The organism is Streptomyces sp. W16, from assembly GCF_033194735.1.
Lineage (GTDB): Bacteria > Actinomycetota > Actinomycetes > Streptomycetales > Streptomycetaceae > Streptomyces.
On record NZ_JAWOAI010000025.1, the window covers coordinates 16,863 to 38,169 of the forward strand.

Genomic DNA, 21,307 nt, shown 5'->3' on the forward strand with positions numbered 1-21,307 from the left:
TCGGCAACCGACGACAACGCCGCTGGGGGTCCCCCCACGCCTTTAAGGCAGTGGGGGAGTGCGTGCCACACCCCGCGACGCCGGCCTGATCCAGACGACAGGCCCTAGAGCCAGGACGCACCCCCGCCGCCCCACTCCCGTTCCGAGGCAGAATCACCTCGGGTTCGTCGGGGAGGGGTCGGGGATCATGCGGATGCGCGGGCGGGTTCAGCTCATCGGGGCCGGGGTGTCGGCCGCGGTGCTCGCCCCGCTGTCGTGGTGGGCCCTACGGCCCGAGGCCGCGGGACAGCAGCCCGGCACGGTCCCCACGGATCTGCGCGACCGGGACCCGAAGGCCACACCCGCCGCCCGGAACGTCTACGCGCTGCTGGCCGGCCTGGAGAACAAGGCGCGGCGGGGCGAGGCCTCCCGGACGGTCATCGGCCAGCACGTGGAGCTGCAGAACGAGCGGTACAACGCGTCGTACGGCGACTACCGGGGCCTGAAGCAGCCGGGCTACTACTACAAGAAGGCCCAGGACATCACGGGCCGGCTGCCCGGCTTCGTGGAGCTGGACCTGGGACCCGGGTACGGCCAGCGGGGCTGGGCGGTGGGCGAGTCCCGCTCGTACTCGCGTTCCTGGCCGAGCTGCCGGCGCATGTGGGGGTACGCCGAGGACGCCGTGGATCTCGCGGTCGGGGTGTGGGCGGGCCTGCCCCGGGCCGCCGACGGCTCGTACCGGCCCTCCGGCACGCACACGGACTGCGGTGCGGGCGGCGCGCGGGTCTCGCTGCCGCACAACGGGGGCGCACCGGCCGGGATCGTCGGCTTCTCCTTCCACCAGCCGTACCCGGGCAGCGAGGTCAAGGGCTTCCCGCAGACCCTGAACAGCAACTCGCCGGCCGCGAAGGACCCCGGCTGGTTCACCCGGGTCGTCACCGAGGGCACCGCCGAGCACCGGGCCCTGCTGCACGACCTCGACTATCTCGCGGACCACCTCGGTTACCTGGCGGACCGCGGGGTTCCGGTGCTGCTGCGGCCGTACCACGAGATGAACACGGCACCCGGTGACGGCTTCTGGTGGTCGGGGCAGGATCCGGCCGTATACCAAAAACTGTGGCGTGCGACATACGACCACCTCGTCACACGGCGCGGCCTGCACAACCTGATCTTCGTCTGGGCGCCCGTCTCCTGGGACGGCTCGCGCCACCCGTCGCCGCACGCCTACTACCCGGGCGGCCGTTACGTGGACGTGGTCGGTGTCGACGACTACAGCGGCTCCCCGGAGAAGCCGTACGGCCAGGGTGCCTGGACGGAGGTCTGGTACCGGGGTCTGGAGCGGTACCGCAGGCCCCGGGCCATGGCCGAGTCCTTCCACGTCCCGCTGAACGCGGCCCAGCCGCACACCCTGAGCCGGACGCCCTGGGTGCTGTGGAGCGTGTGGGGGCAGGCGCTGTCGTACGACAACGTCTCCTCTCCGACGGGGAAGAACACGCCCGCCGACGTGAGGGGAACCTACGCCTCCGCGCAGGTGATCACTGCGTCGGCCTCTATCTGGACATCACTGCACAAGAGCCAGATTGATTAACTTTTGACTACACCTTTCACACCCGTATTCCTTGCGTGAAGCAATTGTGCGACGATCGTGCAGCTGTTCGGCCAGCGTTTTTGGGCGCCCGGGGGGGCTTCTGAGTGGCCGAGACGCCAAAGAAGGCGTTGGGGGCAGAACCCGAAGTGACCAGGCGCGACGCGCGTAGCGTGTCGTGCCGAGATCTGCTGCTGCCTCGACGCACCACCGATCTCATGGGAGTTCCGCAGTCGTGACAACGACACTGGTCGACGGGGGTATGCCGCATTCGCGGCACAACGCGAAACTGGCACAGCGCACTGCCTCGTGGCGGCCGGGGATCATGCCGTTCGTCGTCCCCCTGGTGTTCCTGCTCGTCTTCAGTCTGTGGTCGTACACACCGAGCGACTCGCCGCTCGCCTGGGTGATCACCATCTGCTGGGCCCTGCCGGTGCCCGGTGTCCTGGTCTCCTTCCAGGGCTTCATGCTGATCCGCCGGCGGCTGCGCAAGGCCCACCTGATGACCCCGCCCGCCCCGGTGGACCAGGACTTCCTGATCACCCTCGTGCCGACCATCGGCCGGCACGACACATACCCGGCCCTGGAGCGGTCCGTCCTCTCCTACGTGGAGCACCTCCCCGAGTGGTTCCCGTACATGCGCGTGGACGTCCTCACCGAGGAGGGCTGCGAGGCGGCCGAGCGGATCGACGCGCTGGCGGCGACCTCCCCCCTGATCCGGGTGGTGACCGTGCCGAAGGTCTACGAGACCAAGAACGGCACCCGCTTCAAGGCCCGCGCCAACAACTACGCCCATGAGCTGCGCATCGAGGAGGGCGAGGCCCTCGAACACGTCTGGGTGCTGCACATGGACGACGACACCGGTGTGGGCCCGGACACCGCGGCCTCCCTCGCCCAGTTCATCAACCGCCAGCGCCGTGCGACCCCGGAAGAGGTCAAGCACATGGCGCAGGGCATCCTCACGTACCCGCGCGAGAACGCGGTGTCCAAGCTCACCTGGTTCGCCGACGCCATCCGCCCCGCCGACGACATCGCGCGGTTCCGTGCCTTCACCGGCCTCGGCACCCCGGCCGCGGGCGTGCACGGCGAACTGCTGGTGCTGCGGGCCTCCATCGAGGCCGAGATCGGCTGGGACTTCGGCCCGAAGGAGATCGTCGAGGACGCCCGGCTCGCGCTGACGTTCTGCCGGATCTACCCCGGCCGCAGCGACTGGTTCAACGGCCGCTGCTACGGCGCCTCGCCGGCCAACGCGAAGGACTTCATCAAGCAGCGTGAGCGCTGGGCCTGGGGCCTGGTCGCCCTCTGCTGCAACCGCAAGGTCCCGCTCCGCTACCGCTGGTTCCTGACCGTCTGTGTGACGAGCTGGATCCTGGGCCCGCTGCAGCACGTCGGCACGATCATCTTCGTCGGCTGGTTCATCGGCGACATGAACACCTCGCCCGTGACCCAGTCGGTCGTCATCCTGTGGTCGATCAGCTTCGCCTATGTGATCTGGGCGTACTGGGAAGGGCTGCGGCTCAACGCGATCGCCTCGGCGAACGGCAGACGCAAGTGGTGGGAGCCCATGGCGGTGCTCCTCATGCTGCCCGTGTTCTCGCTCCTCGAAGGAATCGGCGGCATCAAGGGCCTCTGGAAGTTCGTGCGCCGCGAGGAGAACAAGTTCGTCGTCATCGCCAAGCCCGCCTGACCCGAAGAGAAGAATCGATACTCCATGAAGCGCGCCCGCCTTCCTCTGCTCGCCGTGCTGCCCGTATCCGTCATCTCCTTCGTGCTCGTGGTGCCCTTCGTCGCCGGTGACCATCCGCTGCGCTGGGAATCGGGCTCGATGCTGCCGACCCTCGTCCTCAAGGGCGACAAGACCACGACGCCGAAGACCCCCTCCGCCGACGGCACCACCAAGGACTCCTCGGGCACGGCCGACGCGAGCCCCGCCAAGGTCGCCGAGGAGTGGAAGAAGGGCATGCCGCAGTGGGGCGTCCAGCTCTACTGGGAGGACAACCCCAAGCACACCCTCAAGTACATCGAGCAGCAGGCCAGGACCCAGGCCGACTACGTGGTCGGCCTGCACGCCAACTCGATCAGCGTGAGCTTCCCCTTCTACACCGGCACCCGTACGTCCACGGAGATCAGCCGGGGCGACAAGACCCCCACGCCCGAGCGGGTCGCCCGCGTCCTGGAGATCTTCCACGAGGCCGGACTGCGGACGACCGTACGGCCGCTCATGGACGAGAAGTCCCTCGACACGGCCAACGGCGGCTGGCGCGGAAACATCAAGCCCTCCGACCGGGCCGCCTGGTTCGCCTCGTACAAGGCGTTCATGACGCCCTATCTGAAGGCGGCACACAGCGAGCAGGCGGCGACCTTCGTCATCGGCACCGAGCTCAACTCCATGGAGGGCGACCCCCGTTGGGAGGCGCTGGTGGACGGTGCCGAGAAGACCTTCGACGGCGAGGTCGCGTACGACGCGAACTGGGACAACTACGTCGAGGGCCCGATCACCATGCCCGTCAGCCACCTCGGCGTCGACGCGTACTTCCCGGTCAAGGTCGCGGACACCGCGTCGGTGAGCACCCTCGTCGCCGGCTGGAACGACTGGCTGGACAAGAAGGCCACCGGACCACTGCCGAAGATCACCATCTCCGAGGCCGGCATCGGCGCCATGAACGGCGCCTACCACTCCCCCGGCAACTTCTACGCCAAGCGGGCCGTCAACCTCCAGGTGCAGGCCAACTGGTACACGGCCGTCTGCAAGGTCGTCCAGGAACGGAAGATGAGCGGCGTCTATTGGTGGTCGATCTACTTCGACACCGACCCGAACGTCAAGCCCGACGACAAGATCGCCTCCCGGCTCGACTTCGCCGGGCGCCCCGCCTCCGAGAAGGCCATCAAGTCCTGTTTCACCTCTGCCTACGCGGGCCCCGGCACCACGACCGCCAGCTGACGAGAGCGAGGCAATCATGCGCGAAGCCATCATTCTGGTGGGCGGCAAGGGAACCCGGCTGCGCCCCCTGACGAACCACACCCCGAAGCCGCTGCTCAGCGTGGCGGGCTCCTCCTTCATCCGGCACCAGATCGCCAAGCTGATGGACGCCGGCGTCGAACACGTCGTGTTCGCCACCTCCTATCTCGCCGGCCTCTTCGAGGAGGAGTTCAAGGACTTCGCCCAGGGCCTGGAGATCTCCTACGCAGTCGAGGAGGTCCCGCTCGGCACGGGCGGCGCCATCCGCAACGCCGGCCGGCTGCTGCGCGGCGACGCCCCCGGCGCCCCGATCCTCGTCCTCAACGGCGACATCCTGTCCGGCGTCGACCTGCGCGCCGTCCTGGAGCAGCACGAGGACCGGGACGCGGACGTGACCCTGCACCTCACCCGGGTCGCCGACCCACGCGCCTTCGGCCTGGTCCCCACCGACGGGGCCGGCCGGGTGCTGTCTTTCCTGGAGAAGCCGAAGACCGCCGAGGAGTGCGTCACCGACCAGATCAACGCCGGCTGCTACGTCTTCCGCCGGTCCGTCCTCGACGCCATCCCCGCCGACCGCGAGGTCTCCGTCGAGCAGGAGACCTTCCCGCAGCTCGTCGCCCAGGGGCGGCCCATCTTCGGCCACACCACGGACGACTACTGGCGTGACCTCGGCACCCCGCTGGCCTTCGTCCACGGCTCCGCCGACCTGGTCACCGGCAGGGTGACCTCCCCCCTCGTGGAGCGGTACGCCGAGGCCCTGATCCATCCCACGGCCACCATCGCCCCGACCGCCCGCGTCACCGGAGGCTCGACGATCGGCCCGCAGGCCGTCATCGGCCCGCACGTGGTCGTCGACCGCTCCATCATCGGCGGCGGCGTCACCGTGGCCGAAGGCGCCCGGATCCACGAGTCCGTGGTGGATCACGACTCCTCGATCGGCAGCGAATCGCTCCTGCGCGAGGTCGTGGTCGGCTGCCACGCGCACATCGGCGCGGAGAACGAACTGCCCGCCCAGCTACGGCTGTCCTGCGGCATCCGCATCCCCGCCCAAGGCGTCCGCGTCAGCGGCACGGCCGCCGCCTGCCTGACGGCCCACTGAATCCACCGGCCCGCCCCCACCGGCCCGTCCGGACAGTTACTGGAGAACCGTGACGACCCTCACCCGCCATCGAGCAACGGCCCCGAAGACAGAGCGTCTTCGCAAGTACCGGCCGGACATCCAGGGCCTGCGTGCCGTCGCCATCATGATGGTGGTCAGCATGCACGTCGGTCTGGTCGACATCCACGGCGGTGTGGATGTGAGCTTCGTGCTGAGCGGCTTCCTGATCGGCAGCCAGCTGCTCGCCGAGATCGACAAGACCGGCAAGGTGTCGCTGAGCAAGTTCTGGGCGCGCCGTATGCGACGGCTCGCCCCGGGCATGGCCCTGGTCATCGTCGTCACAGCGGGCCTGGCATGGCTCTACGCCAGCCCGCTCAGGTTCCGCTCCGACATGAAGGACGGCCTCAGCTCGGCGCTCAGCGTCATGAACTGGCGCCTCGCCGAGACCGGCACCGACTACTTCGCCAACGACGGCACCCAGTCCCCGTACCAGCACTTCTGGTCACTGGGCATCGAGGAGCAGTTCTATCTGGCCGCCCCTCTCGCACTCGTCGCCGTGGCCTGGCTCAGCCGCCTGGTCTTCCGCAACCGCGCCCTGGTCGCGGTGTTCCTCATGGCCGTGGTGGCCGGCTCGCTGTATCTGTCCGTCAAACAGACCGCCTCGAACCAGCCCCTGGCCTACTTCGGCACCCAGACCCGCATCTGGGAACTCGCCTCCGGCATCCTCCTCGCCCTGGGCGCGCCCCTCCTGTCCCGTATGAACGTCGGGCTCGCGGGCGTCATCTCCTGGCTGGGCCTCGTCACCACGATCGGCACCGCGCTCCTCATCACCGCGGAGACGCCCCTGCCCGGATACGCGGTGGGCGGCCCGGTGCTGGGCGCCTGCATGATCATCGCCGGCGGCTGCGCGGCCCCTCGCCTGGGCGTGGAACGGCTGCTGGACAATCCGGTGTTCAACTTCATCGGAAACGTCAGCTACGGCTGGTACCTCTGGCACTGGCCGATCCTCATCCTCTGGCCGGACATCGTGGGCCGGGACATGTCGTACTCGGACCGCTTCCGCGTCGTCTTCCTGTCGTTCTTCCTGGCGATCCTCATGTACTACACCTTCGAACTCCGGTTCAGGACGAACAAGGAACTGGTCGCCCGCCCCTGGAAGGGCATCCTCACCGGCGCCACCGCCATCGCCGCGGCGGCCGGGGCCATGGCCTTCGCCATGGTCGCTCCGCTGAACCTCTCGACCTCGGGCTCCGTCGCGAGCACGGGCACCGTCGGGTACTCGGACGCGGAGTCGGTGAAGAGCTCCGTTCTGCAGAAACAGCTCTCGGCAACCACGCTCAAGGCGCTGCCGGACTCCAAGAACGACCACACCCACTACGGCTGCATCGACGACACCGACGTCAAGAAGTTCGTCATGCGCGGCAACTGCGTCATCGGAGACACCGCGGGCAAGACCACGATGGTCGTCATCGGCGACTCGCACGCCTGGCAGTGGGGCGACGCCTTCCACGAGATCGGGCAGAAGCTGCACACCAAGGTGGTGACCATGGCGAAGGGCGGCTGCTCCCCCGAGATCTACTCCATCACGAACCCCGAGCTGAACCGCGAGTACTCCGAGTGCGACAGCTGGCGGGAATCGGCGTTCGCGGAGATCAAGGAACTCAAGCCCGATGTCATCGTCGTCACCAGCCGCATCCGCCAGGAAGTGACGGAGTCCGGTGCGGAAAAGGCCTTCAAGGTCCTGGAGAAGTCCGGCGCCAAGTTCATCTACATCACGGACTCCCCGCAGCCCGGCAAGAACGTCCCGGACTGCCTCGCCACCCACACCGACGACATCTCCGCCTGCAACCCCAAGCAGGACGCGGCCATCCAGTTCCGCGATTTCCGGGCCATCGAGCAGAAGGTGGCCGAACGCCACGGCGCCGAGGTCATCGACGTACTGCCCGCGTTCTGCGCGAGCGGCGTGTGCCCGACGGTGATCTCCCACCAGATCGTCTACTTCGACTCCAGCCACATCACGGCGGGCTACGCGAAGTCCCTGGTCCCCTTCCTCCAGCCGACCCTGAAGAAGGCCCTGGCCGGCTGATCAGTTCACGACGCCCCGCACCCGGCGGGCCTGCCGCTGCCGCTCCGCCAGCAGCTCGTCCGCCGGGTACGCGACCTCCTCCAACGTCAGCCCGTGCGGCCGTACGACATGCACAGCACTGTCCCGCACCCCCGCGTCCAGCACCTTCCGCGGCCACTGAGCCCCACGGTGCCCGTCCCCCACGAACAGCAACGCGCCCACCATGGACCGCACTTGGTTGTGGCAGAAGGCATCGGCGCGCACTTCGATCTCGACGACACCGTCGTCCCGCCGCCGCACCCCGAAGTCGAGAATCTCCCGGATCGTCGTCGCCCCCTCGCGCTTCTTCGCATAGGCGGCGAAGTCATGCTCCCCCACAAGGGACTTGGCTGCGGCGTCCATCACCTCGACGTCCAACTCCCAGTCGTGCCACAGCACATGGTTCCGCAGCAACGGGTCCACGCCTCCCGCCCGGTCCCCGACCCGGTACACATAACGCCGCCACAGAGCCGCGAACCGCGCGTTGAAGCCCTCGGGAGCCTCCGCGACCCCCCACACCCGCACATCCTTCGGCAACCGCCCTGCAAGCCGCTTCAGCAGCTTCTCCCGGTGCTCCCTCCAAACCTCCCCCGGCAGATCGACATGCGCCACCTGCCCCCGCGCATGCACCCCGGCATCGGTCCGCCCCGCCACGGTCAGGTCGTACGCCGCCGCCCCCGACCGCGTCACGGTCCGCAACGCGTCCTCGACCTCCCCCTGCACGGTCCGCCGCCCCCCGGCCTGCTTGGCCCACCCGGAGAACGAGGTCCCGTCGTAGGAGAGGTCAAGCCGGACACGAACAAACCCGGCCGCTACGTCATCACTCACACCGAGATCCTTTCAGATACAAAAAAGCGGGCCCGCCCCTGGAAAGGAACGGGCCCACTGAAGCGCCCTTCAGGGGCGCGGGGAACTGCGCGACCAGCCACGACGGCGGGTCAGCCAAAAACGGTGTTACGCGTCCTTGGCCTCTTCGTCGGCCTCAACCTCAGCCGGCTTGGCGTCCTCAACGACCTCAACCGGAGTCTCGGCGTCCTTCGCGGCACGCTTGGTCGCGGCCTCGGCCTCACCCGTCGCAGCCTGTGCAACAGTCAGCGCCTCGACCAGCTCGATGACAGCCATGGGCGCGTTGTCGCCACGACGGTTACCGATCTTGGTGATACGGGTGTAGCCACCGGGACGGTTCTCGTAGCGCGGGCCGATCTCGGTGAAGAGCGTGTGGACGATGCTCTTGTCCGTGATCACCTGAAGCACCTGACGGCGGTTGTGAAGGTCGCCCTTCTTGCCCTTGGTGATCAGACGCTCGGCGTACGGCCGCAGCTTGCGGGCCTTCGCCTCGGTGGTGGTGATGCGGCCGTGCTCGAAGAGGCTCTTCGCCAGGTTCGCGAGGAGCAGCTTCTCGTGCGCGGCACTGCCGCCCAGACGGGCACCCTTGGTGGGCTTCGGCATTTCTTTCTCCTTGGTATCTGCCCCGGCCGTATCAGGTACCGGGGTCAGGACCCGGCGAGCGGACGCTCACCGGCAACAACCGATCAGTACTGCTCGGTCTCCACAAAACCCGCGTCCACGTCGTCGTCGGCGCCGAAGGCGTCGGCGGCTGCGGTCGGGTCGAATCCGGGCGGGCTGTCCTTCAGGGCCAGGCCCATGCCGGCCAGCTTCGCCTTGACCTCGTCGATGGACTTCGCACCGAAGTTGCGGATGTCCAGGAGGTCGGCCTCGGAACGAGCCACGAGCTCACCCACGGAGTGGATGCCCTCGCGCTTGAGGCAGTTGTAGGAGCGGACGGTGAGTTCCAGCTCCTCGATCGGCAGGGCGAGGTCGGCGGCAAGGGCGGCGTCCGTGGGGGACGGGCCCATGTCGATGCCCTCGGCGTCGATGTTCAGCTCGCGGGCGAGACCGAACAGCTCCACCAGGGTCTTGCCCGCCGACGCCATCGCGTCACGAGGACGCATCGCCTGCTTGGTCTCGACATCGACGATCAGCTTGTCGAAGTCGGTGCGCTGCTCGACACGCGTCGCCTCGACCTTGTACGTCACCTTCAGCACCGGCGAGTAGATCGAGTCGACCGGAATACGGCCGATCTCCTGACCCACCTGCTTGTTCTGAACAGCCGAGACGTAACCGCGACCGCGCTCGACGGTCAGCTCCATCTCCAGCTTGCCCTTGCCGTTCAGCGTGGCCAGGACCAGATCGGGGTTGTGCACCTCGACACCGGCCGGGGGCGCGATGTCGGCGGCGGTGACCAGACCCGGGCCCTGCTTGCGCAGGTACATCACCACGGGCTCGTCGTGCTCTGACGACACGACCAGCTGCTTGATGTTGAGGATCAGGTCGGTGACGTCCTCCTTGACACCCGGCACGGTGGTGAACTCGTGCAGGACGCCGTCGATCCGGATGCTGGTGACAGCGGCACCGGGGATCGAGGAGAGGAGCGTACGACGAAGGGAGTTGCCGAGGGTGTAGCCGAAGCCGGGCTCCAGCGGCTCGATCACGAACCGCGAACGGAACTCGTCAACGACCTCTTCGGTCAGAGACGGACGCTGAGCGATCAGCATGAGGTGATTCCTTCAGTCATGGACACCCACTATTTGATGTCCTGCTGTTACTGCAAGGGTACGGGCGATACGCCTCCGAAGAGCCGTACCGCCCGAAGCCCAGAACTACCGGCCGTGCGTCAGACGCGGCGGCGCTTCGGCGGGCGGCAGCCGTTGTGCGGGGTGGGGGTGACGTCCTGGATGGAGCCGACCTCAAGACCGGTGGCCTGGAGGGAGCGGATCGCGGTCTCGCGACCGGAGCCCGGGCCCTTCACGAAGACGTCGACCTTGCGCATGCCGTGCTCCTGCGCGCGACGGGCGGCCGACTCGGCGGCCATCTGCGCGGCGAAGGGGGTGGACTTGCGCGAGCCCTTGAAGCCGACGTGGCCGGCGGAGGCCCAGGAGATCACGTTGCCCGAGGGGTCCGTGATCGAGACGATCGTGTTGTTGAACGTGCTCTTGATGTGCGCGTGGCCGTGAGCGACGTTCTTCTTTTCCTTGCGGCGCACCTTCTTGGCAGCGCCCTGACGACCCTTGGGGGGCATCTATTACTCCTACGGGGAGGTGGTCGGTCCTACAGCGAAGACCGCTGGTGAAGCGTTGTCCGCTGCGGACTACTTCTTGCCCGGCTTCTTCTTGCCGGCGATGGCGCGACGCGGACCCTTGCGGGTACGAGCGTTCGTGCTGGTGCGCTGACCGCGTACGGGCAGACCACGACGGTGACGGAGACCCTGGTAGCAACCGATCTCCACCTTGCGGCGGATGTCGGCCTGGATCTCGCGACGGAGGTCACCCTCGGTCTTGATGTTGGCGTCGACGTACTCACGAATCGCGACGAGCTGCTCTTCCGAGAGGTCGCGAACGCGGGTGTTGGGGTCGATGCCGGTCTCGGCCAGCGTCAGCTGGGAAAGGGTCCGACCAATGCCGAACACGTAGGTGAGGGCGACCTCCACGCGCTTTTCGCGCGGGATGTCGACACCGGAAACGCGTGCCATTCAATGGCTCCTGGTGATCTTCGGAGGTCTTCCGCAGAACCGGATCCCAGCCGCCGTCCTCTTCGTTCGAAGATTTGGTACGACGTGGGTCCCCAGCCTCCGAGCCGGGGGTGTCGGACGCCTACTACGCCCGGGTCCTGCGTATGAACATGTATTGCTCGCGTCGCGCGAAACTCTGCGATGGATGCAGAGGGAAGGTCGTGCGTCAGCCCTGGCGCTGCTTGTGGCGCGGGTTCTCGCAAATGACCATGACCCGACCGTGACGGCGGATCACCCTGCACTTGTCGCAGATCTTCTTGACGCTCGGCTTGACCTTCATTGGTGAGGTTCTCCGGGTCAGTTGCCTGCGGCGCCGCTTGCGCGGAACCTGGGCAAGATCTACTTGTAGCGGTAGACGATCCGGCCACGCGTCAGGTCGTACGGAGACAGCTCCACCACGACCCGGTCGTCAGGGAGGATACGGATGTAGTGCATACGCATCTTGCCGCTGATGTGTGCCAGGACCTGGTGGCCGTTCTGGAGCTCCACCTTGAACATGGCGTTCGGGAGAGACTCGACGACAGTGCCTTCGATCTCGATGGCACCTTGCTTCTTGGCCACGCTTCGCCCTTCGAATCGACTACCTTGATCGACTCAGTGCGTCCCCTTGCGGGGTGCATGCGGACATGCGGCTGCACGAGAGCCGACGAGTCAGTCTACGTCAGGGCCCTCGGAAAGACGAATCGAGGAAGGATGCCCCAGGGCGTAGATCATTAAGCACGCACACCCATATGGCGCCCTGAGGGCCGCGCCCCAAAGGGGCGCGGGGAACTGCGCGACCAGCCCCCACCGGGCCGCAGACGAAGAACTACGCGACCGGATCCGGCGCAGCCGTGATCCCGTACTCCGCGAGCTTCGCCTTACCCCCATCAGGAGCCGTCAGCACCAGCGGCCCCTCCTCGGTCAAAGCAACCGAGTGCTCCCAGTGCGACGACCACGTCCCGTCGGTCGTAATCACCGTCCAGTCGTCGGAAAGCACCTCGGTCTTCGGCGTACCGAGCGACACCATCGGCTCGATCGCCAGACAGAACCCGGGGATCAGCTTCGGCCCCTTGCCCCGCCGCTTCTCCACGTAGTTCAGCAGATGCGGGTCCATGTGCATCTCGGTACCGATGCCGTGACCGCCGTAGTCCTCGACGATCCCGTACTTACCGCCACCCGGCTTCGGCTGCCGGCGGATGTACGTCTCGATCGCACGGGAGATGTCCACGAGCCGGTTCCCGAGCTTCATGGCCGCGATCCCGGCCCACATCGACCCCTCGGTCACCCGCGACAGTTCGAGCAGCTCCGGAGAGTGCCCCGAGCCCACGAACGCCGTGTACGCCGCGTCGCCGTGCCAGCCGTCGATGATCGCGCCACAGTCGATGGAGATGATGTCGCCGTCCTTCAGCACCACCTCCTCGGAGGGGATGCCGTGGACCACGACCTCGTTCACCGAGGTGCAGATCGTGGCCGGGAAGCCGCCGTAGCCAAGGAAGTTGGGCTTCGCGTTGTGGTCGGCGAGGACCTTGCGGGCGACCTCGTCCAGATCCTTCGTGCTGGCTCCGGGGACTGCCGCCTCACGCGTGGCCGCGTGGATCGCGGCTACGACCAGCCCCGCCTCGCGCATCTTGGCGATCTGCTCAGGGGTCTTGATCTGCACCATGGGGGCCTGCGCTCTCCGTCTTCCGCGTCATATGGGATGTGGCTGTACACAACAGTACGGCCGCGGCGCCCCTGGGGGCACCGCGGCCGGATCTGCCAGGCGACTACTTGTCGTCGTTGCCCTCGTCGTCGCGCTTCAGCGCGTCCAGCGCCCGCTGCGTGATCTCCTCCACGGGACCGAGCGACGAGATCGTGACCACCAGGCCCTGGAGCTTGTAGTAGTCGATGATCGGCTCGGTCTGCGTGTGGTAGACCTCCAGCCGGGTGCGGACCGTGTCCTCGGAGTCGTCGTCACGCTGGTACAGCTCGCCGCCGCAGACGTCACAGACGCCGTCCTGCTTGGGCGGGCTGTACGTCACGTGGAAGACGTGGCTGGAGTCCTTCCGGCAGATGCGGCGGCCGGCGATGCGCTTGACCACCTCGTCCTCGGAGACCTCCAGGTCCAGCACCGCGTCCAGCTTGATGCCCTCGGTCTTCAGGAGCTCGTCCAGCGCCTCGGCCTGCGACACATTGCGCGGAAAACCGTCCAGGAGAAAGCCGTTGACCGCGTCCGGCTGCTCCATGCGGTCCTTGGCCATCGCGATGGTGACCTCGTCCGGGACCAGGTTGCCCGCGTCCATGTAGGACTTCGCCAGTTTGCCGAGCTCCGTGGCCTGACTGATGTTGGCACGGAAGAGATCGCCGGTGGAGATGTGCGGGATGTGCAGCGTCTTGGCCAGTCGCACAGCCTGCGTTCCCTTACCGGCGCCCGGCGGCCCGACGAGGACGATTCGCATCAGCGGAGGAACCCTTCGTAATTGCGCTGCTGGAGCTGGCTCTCGATCTGCTTCACCGTCTCAAGACCGACACCCACGATGATGAGGATGCTGGTCCCGCCGAACGGGAAGTTGCCGCTTGCGTTGAAACCGACCAACGCCATCGTCGGTACGAGAGCGATCAGACCCAGATACAGCGAACCCGGCCAGGTGATCCGGTTGAGTACGTAACTCAGGTACTCAGCGGTCGGCCGGCCAGCCCGGATGCCCGGGATGAAGCCACCATACTTCTTCATGTTGTCCGCGACTTCCTCGGGGTTGAACGAGATCGCCACGTAGAAGAACGCGAAGAAAACGATCAGGAGGAAGTAGCTGACCAGGTAGATCGGGTGGTCACCCTTGGTCAGGTTCTGCGTCACCCAGGTCTTCCAGGCGGAGTCGCCACTGGAGAACTGCGCGACCAGAGCCGGGATGTAGAGCAGCGAGGACGCGAAGATGACCGGAATCACACCGGCCTGATTGACCTTCAGCGGGATGTAGGTCGACGTACCGCCGTAGGAACGGCGGCCGATCATGCGCTTCGCGTACTGGACCGGAATACGGCGTTGCGCCTGTTCGACGAAGACCACCAGGCCGACCATCACCAGGCCGACGAGGATGACGGTGCCGAACTCGATCCAGCCGCCGGCCAGCGTGCCCTGCTTCTTGATGGCCCACAGCGCGGACGGGAAGGTGGCCGCGATCGAGATGAACATCAGGATCGACATGCCGTTGCCGATGCCGCGGTCGGTGATGAGCTCACCGAGCCACATCACGACGCCGGTGCCGGCGGTCATGGTGACGACCATCGTGATGGTCGTGAAGATCGCGCGGTCCGGCACGATCGAGCTGGCGACCTGGCAGCCGCTGAACAGCGCACCGCTGCGGGCGGTGGCGACCAGACCGGTGCCCTGGAGGATGGCGAGCGCCACCGTCAGATAACGCGTGTACTGCGTGATCTTCGCCGTACCGGCCTGGCCCTCCTTCTTGAGGGCTTCCAGGCGCGGGATCACCACAGTGAGCAGCTGCAGAATGATGCTCGCCGTGATGTACGGCATGATCCCCAGCGCGAAGATGGTGATCTGCAGCAGCGCGCCACCGCTGAACATGTTGACCAGACCGAAGAGGCCCTGGTTGCCGGAGGCCTCGGTCACACACTGCTGTACGGCCGTGTAGTTGACCCCGGGAATCGGAACGTGGGTACCGACCCGGTAGACCACGATGATGCCGAGCGTGAAGAGCAGTTTCTTGCGCAGGTCGGGCGTCCTGAACGCCCGGGCGAACGCGGTGAGCACGGTTCCTCCTGCGACCCCCGCGACGCGCGCGGCAGGGACTAGTCGTATGAACAGGGCCCAGCGGGGCCGAACGATGTTTTCTACCACCCCGACACCGAACGGCATTCCGCGCGCGCGTACAGGTGGACTTACGGACTCTAACAGTGCGCGTGCAGCCAGGTGAAGTTCCCTGTGAGACGACCGGTCCCATGCTGCCCCGCAACGGCTCAAACCGTCACCCGCGGCGAGTCAAATCACGTTGACGGTCCGCTTCGTAGGCCGATAACTTCCTCAAGATCCATTCGGTCGATCTCCGTCACGGGAACCGATTCCGGGCGGATACAACGGGGAACACGGGGAGATTTCAGCATGCGCAATCTGTCACGCAAGGCACTCTGTCTGGCCGCCGTCGCCGCGAGCGCGACGCTCGGGGTCGCGGCCACCGGCACGCCCGCCTTCGCCGCGGCGCAGAACGTCTCGGTCTACACCACCGAGGGCCACAAGGGCGGTATGGGCAATTTCGCGGGTGACGCCAGCCGCAGCAGCTCCAAGGAGCGGTGGAACGCGTGCGATCACCGCAAGGACGGCTACTGGACCGTCACCACGCTCAAGTGGGGCACCAACCACAAGTACTCGGTGACCGACAAGGGTGAGAACGACGGCGTCTGCAAGCTCCGGGACGATGTGAACGTGCCGGAGGAGACGAAGGTGACCATCACCGTCTGCCTGCAGAAGGGCACGCACGGAGCGCTCAAGTACTGCAAGTCGGGCACCGGCCGCGCCTGATCAGTACAAGTAGGGCCCAGCACAACGGCAAGGGCCGGGCAGCTCCCCCTGAGGGGAACTGCCCGGCCCTTGTACGTGTGCGGTGGGACCGCCCGGGCTCAGATGAGCTCGGTGACGGTACCGCCGGCAGCCGTGATCTTCTCCTTGGCGGAGCCGGAGACGGCGTCCACCGTCACCTGCAGCGCCACGGAGATCTCGCCCTGGCCGAGGACCTTGACGAGGCTGTTCTTGCGAACCGCACCGTTGGCGACGAGACCCTCTACGGTGACCTCGCCACCTTCCGGGTACAGGGACGCCAGCTTGTCGAGGTTCACGACCTGGTACTCGGTCTTGAACGGGTTGCGGAAGCCCTTGAGCTTCGGAAGACGCATGTGGAGGGGCATCTGGCCACCCTCGAAGCGCTCCGGCACCTGGTAACGGGCCTTCGTACCCTTGGTTCCACGACCGGCCGTCTTACCCTTCGACGCCTCACCACGACCCACACGGGTCTTGGCGGTCTTGGCGCCCGGGGCGGGACGGAGGTTGTGGATCTTGAGCGGGTTGTTCTCCGCCATGATCAGTCGACCTCCTCAACCGTCACGAGGTGGCGGACGGTGTGCACCATTCCGCGGAACTCGGGGCGGTCCTCCTTGACGACCACGGTGTTGATCCCCTTGAGACCAAGGGACCGCAGCGTGTCACGGTGGTTCTGCTTGCTGCCGATGTACGACTTCGTCTGCGTGACCTTGAGGCGAGCCATTACGCACCCGCCCCGGCACGTGCACGAAGGAGAGCCGCGGGGGCGACGTCCTCAAGGGGCAGACCGCGGCGGGCCGCGATCTCCTCGGGACGCTGCAGGCCCTTGAGGGCCGCCACGGTCGCGTGCACGATGTTGATCGCGTTGGACGAGCCGAGCGACTTCGACAGGATGTCGTGCACGCCGGCGCACTCCAGGACAGCTCGCACCGGGCCACCGGCGATAACGCCGGTACCGGGGGAAGCAGGCTTGAGCAGGACGACGCCCGCGGCCTTCTCGCCCGTGATCGGGTGCGGGATGGTGCCCTGGATACGGGGGACCTTGAAGAAGTGCTTCTTGGCCTCTTCAACACCCTTGGCGATCGCGGCCGGCACCTCCTTGGCCTTGCCGTAACCGACACCGACGGTGCCGTCACCGTCGCCCACCACGACGAGCGCGGTGAAGCTGAAGCGACGACCACCCTTGACAACCTTGGCGACGCGGTTGATCGCGACTACGCGCTCAACGTACGCGGTCTTCTCGGCGGCAGCAGCGCCGCCGTCACGGCCCTTCCGGTCCCGCCGCTCGCCGCCACCGGCACCGCTTCCACGGCGCTGGGGTCCAGCCATTGGATTACCTCTCTCTTTCCGCTAGCTACGGAAGCGACTAGAACTTCAGTCCGGCTTCGCGGGCGGCGTCCGCCAGGGCGGCGATGCGCCCCGCGTACTGATTGCCGCCACGGTCGAATACGACAGCCTCGACACCGGCGGCCTTGGCGCGCTCGGCGACCAGGGCGCCGACCGACTTGGCCTGCGCGGACTTGTCGCTCTCGCCGCCGCGGATCGAGGTGTCCAGGGTCGACGCCGACGCCAGGGTGTGACCCTTGATGTCGTCGATGACCTGGGCCACGATGTGGCGGTTGGAGCGGGTCACGACCAGGCGCGGACGCTCAGCCGTACCGGAAATGTGCTTCCGGATGCGGATGTGACGACGCTTGATGGCAGCACGCTTGTAAGCGTCGCCCTTAGCGATCTTCGTACCGTATGCCATGGCTTACTTACCCGCCTTTCCGACCTTGCGCCGGATGACTTCGCCCTCGTACTTGACGCCCTTGGCCTTGTACGGGTCGGGCTTGCGCAGCTTGCGGATGTTGGCCGCAACCTCGCCGACCTTCTGCTTGTCGATGCCCTCGACCGAGAAGTGCGTCGGGTTCTCGACCTTGAACGAGATGCCCTCGGGCGCCTCGACCGTGATCGAGTGGCTGTAGCCGAGCGCGAACTCAAGGGTCGAACCCTTGGCCGCCACGCGGTAACCGACACCACTGATTTCGAGCTTCTTCACGTAACCCTCGGTCACGCCGGTGATCATGTTCGCCACCAGCGTGCGGGACAGGCCGTGCAGGGCCTTGTTCTGACGCTCGTCGTTGGGGCGGGTGACGTTGAGAACGCCGTCCTCACCCTTGGCGATGTCGATCGGCGAAGCAACGGTGTGGGTCAGCGAGCCCTTGGGGCCCTTGACCAAAACCGTACGGCCGTCGATGGTGACGTCCACGCCGGCGGGAACCGTGATGGGGAGCTTGCCAATACGCGACATAGCTTCTTCCGATTCCTTTCCGCTACCAGACGTAGGCGAGAACTTCTCCGCCTACGCCCTTCTTGCCGGCCTGCTTGTCGGTGAGGAGACCGTGCGACGTGGAGATGATCGCCACGCCGAGGCCACCGAGCACCTTGGGCAGGGAGGTGGACTTCGCGTAAACCCGGAGACCGGGCTTGGAGATCCGCTTGATGCCCGCGATGGAGCGCTCACGGTTCGGGCCGAACTTCAGCTCAAGGACGAGGTTCTTGCCGACCTCGGCGTCCTCGACCTTCCAGCCCGTGATGAAGCCCTCCTGCTGGAGGATCTCCGCGATGTGAGACTTGATCTTGGACGCCGGCATCGTCACGGAGTCGTGGTATGCCGAGTTCGCGTTCCGCAGACGCGTAAGCATGTCTGCGATCGGATCAGTCATGGTCATGAATTGGCCTTCGGCCTCTCTCGCCGGGGTTTCCAGGTGCCCATCCCTCTCCTCGATCCGAGACGAGGCGGGTGCGGTGCGGTGGACCTACGGCGTAGTAAGTCGTATGGGCGGCAATCAGGCGCCCAACCCCCCTAGCCTAAGCCATGGAGGGGTGGGCACCTGACCGTGCCCTCTGCTTACCGAGAGCTTCGGGAGTCCGGAAGTACCGGACTACCAGGAGCTCTTGGTCACGCCCGGCAGCTCGCCACGGTGAGCCATCTCACGAAGGCACACGCGGCAGAGGCCGAACTTGCGGTACACGGAGTGCGGACGGCCGCAGCGCTGGCAGCGGGTGTAGCCACGCACACCGAACTTGGGCTTACGAGCAGCCTTGGCAATCAGAGCCTTCTTCGCCATCTCGCTTACGCCTCCTTGAAGGGGAAGCCGAGGTGACGGAGAAGGGCACGGCCTTCGGCGTCGTTGGTCGCCGTGGTCACCACGGTGATGTCCATACCCCGGACGCGGTCGATCTTGTCCTGGTCGATCTCGTGGAACATGACCTGCTCGGTGAGACCGAAGGTGTAGTTGCCACGACCGTCGAACTGCTTGGGAGACAGACCACGGAAGTCGCGGATGCGCGGAAGCGCGAGCGACAGGGTGCGGTCCAGGAACTCCCACATGCGGTCGCCACGGAGCGTGACGTGGGCACCGATCGGCTGACCCTCGCGCAGCTTGAACTGCGCGATGGACTTGCGGGCCTTGGTGATGGCCGGCTTCTGACCGGTGATCGTGGTCAGGTCACGGACGGCACCGTCCATGAGCTTGGAGTCACGGGCGGCGTCGCCGACACCCATGTTCACCACGATCTTGACGAGGCCGGGGATCTGCATGACGTTCTCGTAGGAGAACTCCTCACGCAGCTTGCCCGCGATCTCCTCGCGGTACTTCGTCTTGAGACGCGGGCTGGTGGTGGTAGTCATCAGATGTCCTCACCCGTCCGCTTGGCAACGCGAACCTTGTTGCCCTCGTCGTCGAAGCGGTAGCCGACACGCGTGACAACCTTGTTGCCGTCCTTCTCAACGACCAGCTGGACGTTGGAGACGTGGACGGGCGCCTCGGTCGTGACGATGCCGCCGGCCTGCGAACCCTTGGCGGTGGGGCCGGCCTTGGTGTGCTTCTTGACCCGGTTGACACCCTCGACCAGGACGCGGTCCTCGCGGGGGTAGGCCGCAATGACCTTGCCCTGCTTGCCCTTGTCCTTGCCGGTGATGACCTGAACCGTGTCACCCTTCTTGATCTTCATGCTTACAGCACCTCCGGAGCCAGCGAGATGATCTTCATGAACTTCTTCTCGCGCAGCTCGCGCCCTACCGGGCCGAAGATGCGGGTACCACGAGGGTCGCCGTCGTTCTTCAGAATGACGGCGGCGTTCTCGTCGAAGCGGATGTACGAGCCGTCCGGACGACGGCGCTCCTTCACGGTGCGAACGATGACCGCCTTGACGACGTCACCCTTCTTCACGTTGCCACCGGGGATCGCGTCCTTGACGGTGGCGACGATGACGTCACCGATGCCCGCGTAGCGGCGACCGGAGCCACCGAGCACACGGATGCAAAGGATTTCCTTCGCACCAGTGTTGTCGGCGACGCGCAGTCGCGACTCCTGCTGGATCACGTCTATCTCCTGATCGTCTGCCGGTTCCCCAACCGGGCTGATTTCTCAGCCCGGTTGGAGCCTGGCGGAACTGTCCTGCGAGGTTGCCCGCAGGAATGAATTACTTGGCCTTTTCGAGGATCTCGACGATGCGCCAGCGCTTCGTCGCAGACAGCGGACGCGTCTCCATGAGGAGGACACGGTCGCCGACGCCCGCAGCGTTCTGCTCGTCGTGGGCCTTGAGCTTGTTCGTACGGCGGATGACCTTGCCGTACAGCGCGTGCTTCACGCGGTCCTCGACAGCGACGACGACGGTCTTGTCCATCTTGTCGCTGACGACGAGACCCTCACGGGTCTTGCGGAAACCGCGGTTGGCCGTCTGCTCTTCAGTCACGTTGCTCTCGCTCATCAGGCGCTCTCCACCGTCTCGATGCCCAGCTCGCGCTCACGCATCAGGGTGTAGATCCGCGCGATGTCCTTCCGGACGGCCTTGAGCCGACCGTGGTTCTCGAGCTGACCGGTCGCCGCCTGGAAGCGGAGGTTGAACAGCTCTTCCTTGGCTTCGCGGAGCTTGTTGAGAAGCTCCTCGTCACCCAGTTCGCGCAGCTCGGACGCCTTGGTACCGGCCGACATCACGCTTCACCTGCCTCGCGCTTGACGATCCGGCACTTCATCGGCAGCTTGTGCGCTGCGCGAGTGAGGGCCTCACGGGCGATCTTCTCGTTGGGGTAGGACAGCTCGAACATGACCCGGCCCGGGTGCACGTTCGCGATCCACCACTCGGGAGAACCCTTACCGGAACCCATGCGGGTCTCGGCAGGCTTCTTCGTGAGCGGGCGGTCCGGGTAGATGTTGATCCAGACCTTGCCGCCACGCTTGATGTGGCGGGTCATCGCGATACGGGCGGCCTCGATCTGGCGGTTCGTCACGTACGCCGGCGTGAGGGCCTGAATGCCGTACTCGCCGAACGAAACCTGCGTACCGCCCTTGGCCTGACCACGACGCTTGGGGTGGTGCTGCTTGCGGTGCTTGACCCTACGGGGGATCAGCATTTCGGTCAGGCCTCCGTTCCGCCAGTAGAAGGCGACGCAGCCTCAGCCGGAGCGGCAGCGGCGGCGGGAGCCTCGGCCTTGGGGGCCTCGGCAGCCGGC

General features: G+C 66.4%; 29 protein-coding genes. 6 read left to right on the forward strand and 23 right to left on the reverse strand.

From position 1 onward, the window contains the following. The first annotated feature begins 193 nt into the window (after window positions 1–193). The 5 genes from R6V09_RS05575 to R6V09_RS05595 all read left to right on the forward strand — a co-directional run bounded on the left by R6V09_RS05575 (window position 194) and on the right by R6V09_RS05595 (window position 7,708). A complete protein-coding gene (locus R6V09_RS05575) occupies window positions 194–1,567 on the forward strand; it encodes a glycoside hydrolase family 26 protein (protein ID WP_317880206.1) in 1,374 nt (457 codons plus the stop codon). A 232-nt stretch (window positions 1,568–1,799) separates the two neighbouring features. Continuing rightward, the gene (locus tag R6V09_RS05580; protein WP_317880207.1) at window positions 1,800–3,251 is read left to right on the forward strand and encodes a glycosyltransferase family 2 protein; all 1,452 of its coding nucleotides are present in this window, start codon (window positions 1,800–1,802) and stop codon (window positions 3,249–3,251) included. Window positions 3,252–3,275: 24 nt separating this feature from the next. Then, window positions 3,276–4,505, forward strand: a complete 1,230-nt coding sequence (locus R6V09_RS05585; RefSeq protein WP_317880208.1) for a glycoside hydrolase family 113 — start codon at window positions 3,276–3,278, stop codon at window positions 4,503–4,505. A gap of 16 nt (window positions 4,506–4,521) precedes the next feature. Continuing rightward, window positions 4,522–5,622 carry an NDP-sugar synthase gene (locus R6V09_RS05590; protein ID WP_317880209.1) on the forward strand — a complete coding sequence of 367 codons (1,101 nt, stop codon included), beginning with the start codon at window positions 4,522–4,524 and terminating at the stop codon, window positions 5,620–5,622. A 49-nt stretch (window positions 5,623–5,671) separates the two neighbouring features. Beyond that, window positions 5,672–7,708, forward strand: a complete 2,037-nt coding sequence (locus R6V09_RS05595; RefSeq protein WP_317880210.1) for an acyltransferase family protein — start codon at window positions 5,672–5,674, stop codon at window positions 7,706–7,708. Here the strand turns inward: R6V09_RS05595 and truA are convergent, their stop codons facing one another. The 10 genes from truA to secY all read right to left on the reverse strand — a co-directional run bounded on the left by truA (window position 7,709) and on the right by secY (window position 15,027). Beyond that, window positions 7,709–8,554, reverse strand: a complete 846-nt coding sequence (gene truA, locus R6V09_RS05600; RefSeq protein WP_317880211.1) for a tRNA pseudouridine(38-40) synthase TruA — start codon at window positions 8,552–8,554, stop codon at window positions 7,709–7,711. It lies immediately after the preceding gene. Between the two features lie 126 nt (window positions 8,555–8,680). Beyond that, complete coding sequence (gene rplQ / locus R6V09_RS05605) at window positions 8,681–9,175, reverse strand: 50S ribosomal protein L17 (protein WP_317880212.1); 495 nt, start codon at window positions 9,173–9,175, stop codon at window positions 8,681–8,683. Window positions 9,176–9,258: 83 nt separating this feature from the next. After that, entirely contained in the window at window positions 9,259–10,281 is a 1,023-nt protein-coding gene (locus R6V09_RS05610; protein ID WP_019055532.1) for a DNA-directed RNA polymerase subunit alpha, read from the reverse strand. A 119-nt stretch (window positions 10,282–10,400) separates the two neighbouring features. After that, window positions 10,401–10,805: a 30S ribosomal protein S11 gene (gene rpsK / locus R6V09_RS05615; RefSeq protein WP_003956432.1), complete on the reverse strand. Its 405-nt coding sequence runs from the start codon at window positions 10,803–10,805 to the stop codon at window positions 10,401–10,403. A 69-nt stretch (window positions 10,806–10,874) separates the two neighbouring features. Beyond that, window positions 10,875–11,255: a 30S ribosomal protein S13 gene (rpsM, locus tag R6V09_RS05620; RefSeq protein ID WP_019055531.1), complete on the reverse strand. Its 381-nt coding sequence runs from the start codon at window positions 11,253–11,255 to the stop codon at window positions 10,875–10,877. Window positions 11,256–11,460: 205 nt separating this feature from the next. After that, entirely contained in the window at window positions 11,461–11,574 is a 114-nt protein-coding gene (rpmJ, locus tag R6V09_RS05625; RefSeq protein ID WP_003998809.1) for a 50S ribosomal protein L36, read from the reverse strand. A 59-nt stretch (window positions 11,575–11,633) separates the two neighbouring features. Continuing rightward, window positions 11,634–11,855: a translation initiation factor IF-1 gene (gene infA, locus R6V09_RS05630; RefSeq protein WP_003948620.1), complete on the reverse strand. Its 222-nt coding sequence runs from the start codon at window positions 11,853–11,855 to the stop codon at window positions 11,634–11,636. A gap of 247 nt (window positions 11,856–12,102) precedes the next feature. After that, complete coding sequence (map, locus tag R6V09_RS05635; RefSeq protein WP_317880213.1) at window positions 12,103–12,939, reverse strand: type I methionyl aminopeptidase; 837 nt, start codon at window positions 12,937–12,939, stop codon at window positions 12,103–12,105. A gap of 103 nt (window positions 12,940–13,042) precedes the next feature. Next, complete coding sequence (locus tag R6V09_RS05640) at window positions 13,043–13,714, reverse strand: adenylate kinase (protein ID WP_317880214.1); 672 nt, start codon at window positions 13,712–13,714, stop codon at window positions 13,043–13,045. Further along, complete coding sequence (secY, locus tag R6V09_RS05645) at window positions 13,714–15,027, reverse strand: preprotein translocase subunit SecY (RefSeq protein WP_317880215.1); 1,314 nt, start codon at window positions 15,025–15,027, stop codon at window positions 13,714–13,716. Before secY ends, R6V09_RS05640 begins: the two co-directional genes overlap by 1 nt. 348 nt (window positions 15,028–15,375) lie before the next feature. Here secY and R6V09_RS05650 point away from each other — a divergent pair, with 348 nt between their 5' ends. Next, entirely contained in the window at window positions 15,376–15,792 is a 417-nt protein-coding gene (locus R6V09_RS05650; RefSeq protein WP_317880216.1) for a hypothetical protein, read from the forward strand. A gap of 98 nt (window positions 15,793–15,890) precedes the next feature. On the opposite strand, the gene rplO is transcribed toward R6V09_RS05650, so the two are convergent. The 13 genes from rplO to rplP form a co-directional block, all read right to left on the reverse strand. Beyond that, entirely contained in the window at window positions 15,891–16,346 is a 456-nt protein-coding gene (gene rplO, locus R6V09_RS05655) for a 50S ribosomal protein L15 (RefSeq protein ID WP_107022203.1), read from the reverse strand. Between the two features lie 2 nt (window positions 16,347–16,348). Continuing rightward, a complete protein-coding gene (gene rpmD, locus R6V09_RS05660; protein WP_006376032.1) occupies window positions 16,349–16,531 on the reverse strand; it encodes a 50S ribosomal protein L30 in 183 nt (60 codons plus the stop codon). Continuing rightward, window positions 16,531–17,136: a 30S ribosomal protein S5 gene (gene rpsE, locus R6V09_RS05665; RefSeq protein ID WP_006376045.1), complete on the reverse strand. Its 606-nt coding sequence runs from the start codon at window positions 17,134–17,136 to the stop codon at window positions 16,531–16,533. Before rpsE ends, rpmD begins: the two co-directional genes overlap by 1 nt. Before the next feature lie 37 nt (window positions 17,137–17,173). Continuing rightward, window positions 17,174–17,557 (reverse strand): 50S ribosomal protein L18, encoded by a 384-nt coding sequence (gene rplR, locus R6V09_RS05670; RefSeq protein WP_019055526.1) that lies wholly within the window; start codon window positions 17,555–17,557, stop codon window positions 17,174–17,176. A gap of 3 nt (window positions 17,558–17,560) precedes the next feature. Then, window positions 17,561–18,100 carry a 50S ribosomal protein L6 gene (rplF, locus tag R6V09_RS05675; protein ID WP_317880217.1) on the reverse strand — a complete coding sequence of 180 codons (540 nt, stop codon included), beginning with the start codon at window positions 18,098–18,100 and terminating at the stop codon, window positions 17,561–17,563. 22 nt (window positions 18,101–18,122) lie between these two features. Continuing rightward, window positions 18,123–18,521: a 30S ribosomal protein S8 gene (gene rpsH / locus R6V09_RS05680; RefSeq protein WP_013001411.1), complete on the reverse strand. Its 399-nt coding sequence runs from the start codon at window positions 18,519–18,521 to the stop codon at window positions 18,123–18,125. Window positions 18,522–18,734: 213 nt separating this feature from the next. Then, entirely contained in the window at window positions 18,735–18,920 is a 186-nt protein-coding gene (locus R6V09_RS05685) for a type Z 30S ribosomal protein S14 (RefSeq protein ID WP_003948630.1), read from the reverse strand. 5 nt (window positions 18,921–18,925) lie between these two features. Then, a complete protein-coding gene (gene rplE / locus R6V09_RS05690) occupies window positions 18,926–19,483 on the reverse strand; it encodes a 50S ribosomal protein L5 (RefSeq protein ID WP_019055523.1) in 558 nt (185 codons plus the stop codon). Next, window positions 19,483–19,806, reverse strand: a complete 324-nt coding sequence (gene rplX / locus R6V09_RS05695; protein WP_019055522.1) for a 50S ribosomal protein L24 — start codon at window positions 19,804–19,806, stop codon at window positions 19,483–19,485. The genes rplE and rplX overlap by 1 nt, the downstream gene beginning before the upstream one ends. A 2-nt stretch (window positions 19,807–19,808) precedes the next feature. Beyond that, window positions 19,809–20,177, reverse strand: coding sequence for a 50S ribosomal protein L14 (rplN, locus tag R6V09_RS05700; RefSeq protein WP_003998823.1), 369 nt, complete (start codon window positions 20,175–20,177; stop codon window positions 19,809–19,811). Window positions 20,178–20,277: 100 nt separating this feature from the next. After that, window positions 20,278–20,565: a 30S ribosomal protein S17 gene (rpsQ, locus tag R6V09_RS05705; RefSeq protein WP_317880218.1), complete on the reverse strand. Its 288-nt coding sequence runs from the start codon at window positions 20,563–20,565 to the stop codon at window positions 20,278–20,280. Continuing rightward, window positions 20,565–20,789, reverse strand: coding sequence for a 50S ribosomal protein L29 (rpmC, locus tag R6V09_RS05710; protein ID WP_005481220.1), 225 nt, complete (start codon window positions 20,787–20,789; stop codon window positions 20,565–20,567). Before rpmC ends, rpsQ begins: the two co-directional genes overlap by 1 nt. After that, the gene (gene rplP, locus R6V09_RS05715; RefSeq protein ID WP_010986348.1) at window positions 20,789–21,208 is read right to left on the reverse strand and encodes a 50S ribosomal protein L16; all 420 of its coding nucleotides are present in this window, start codon (window positions 21,206–21,208) and stop codon (window positions 20,789–20,791) included. Before rplP ends, rpmC begins: the two co-directional genes overlap by 1 nt. Between the last annotated feature and the right edge of the window lie 99 nt (window positions 21,209–21,307).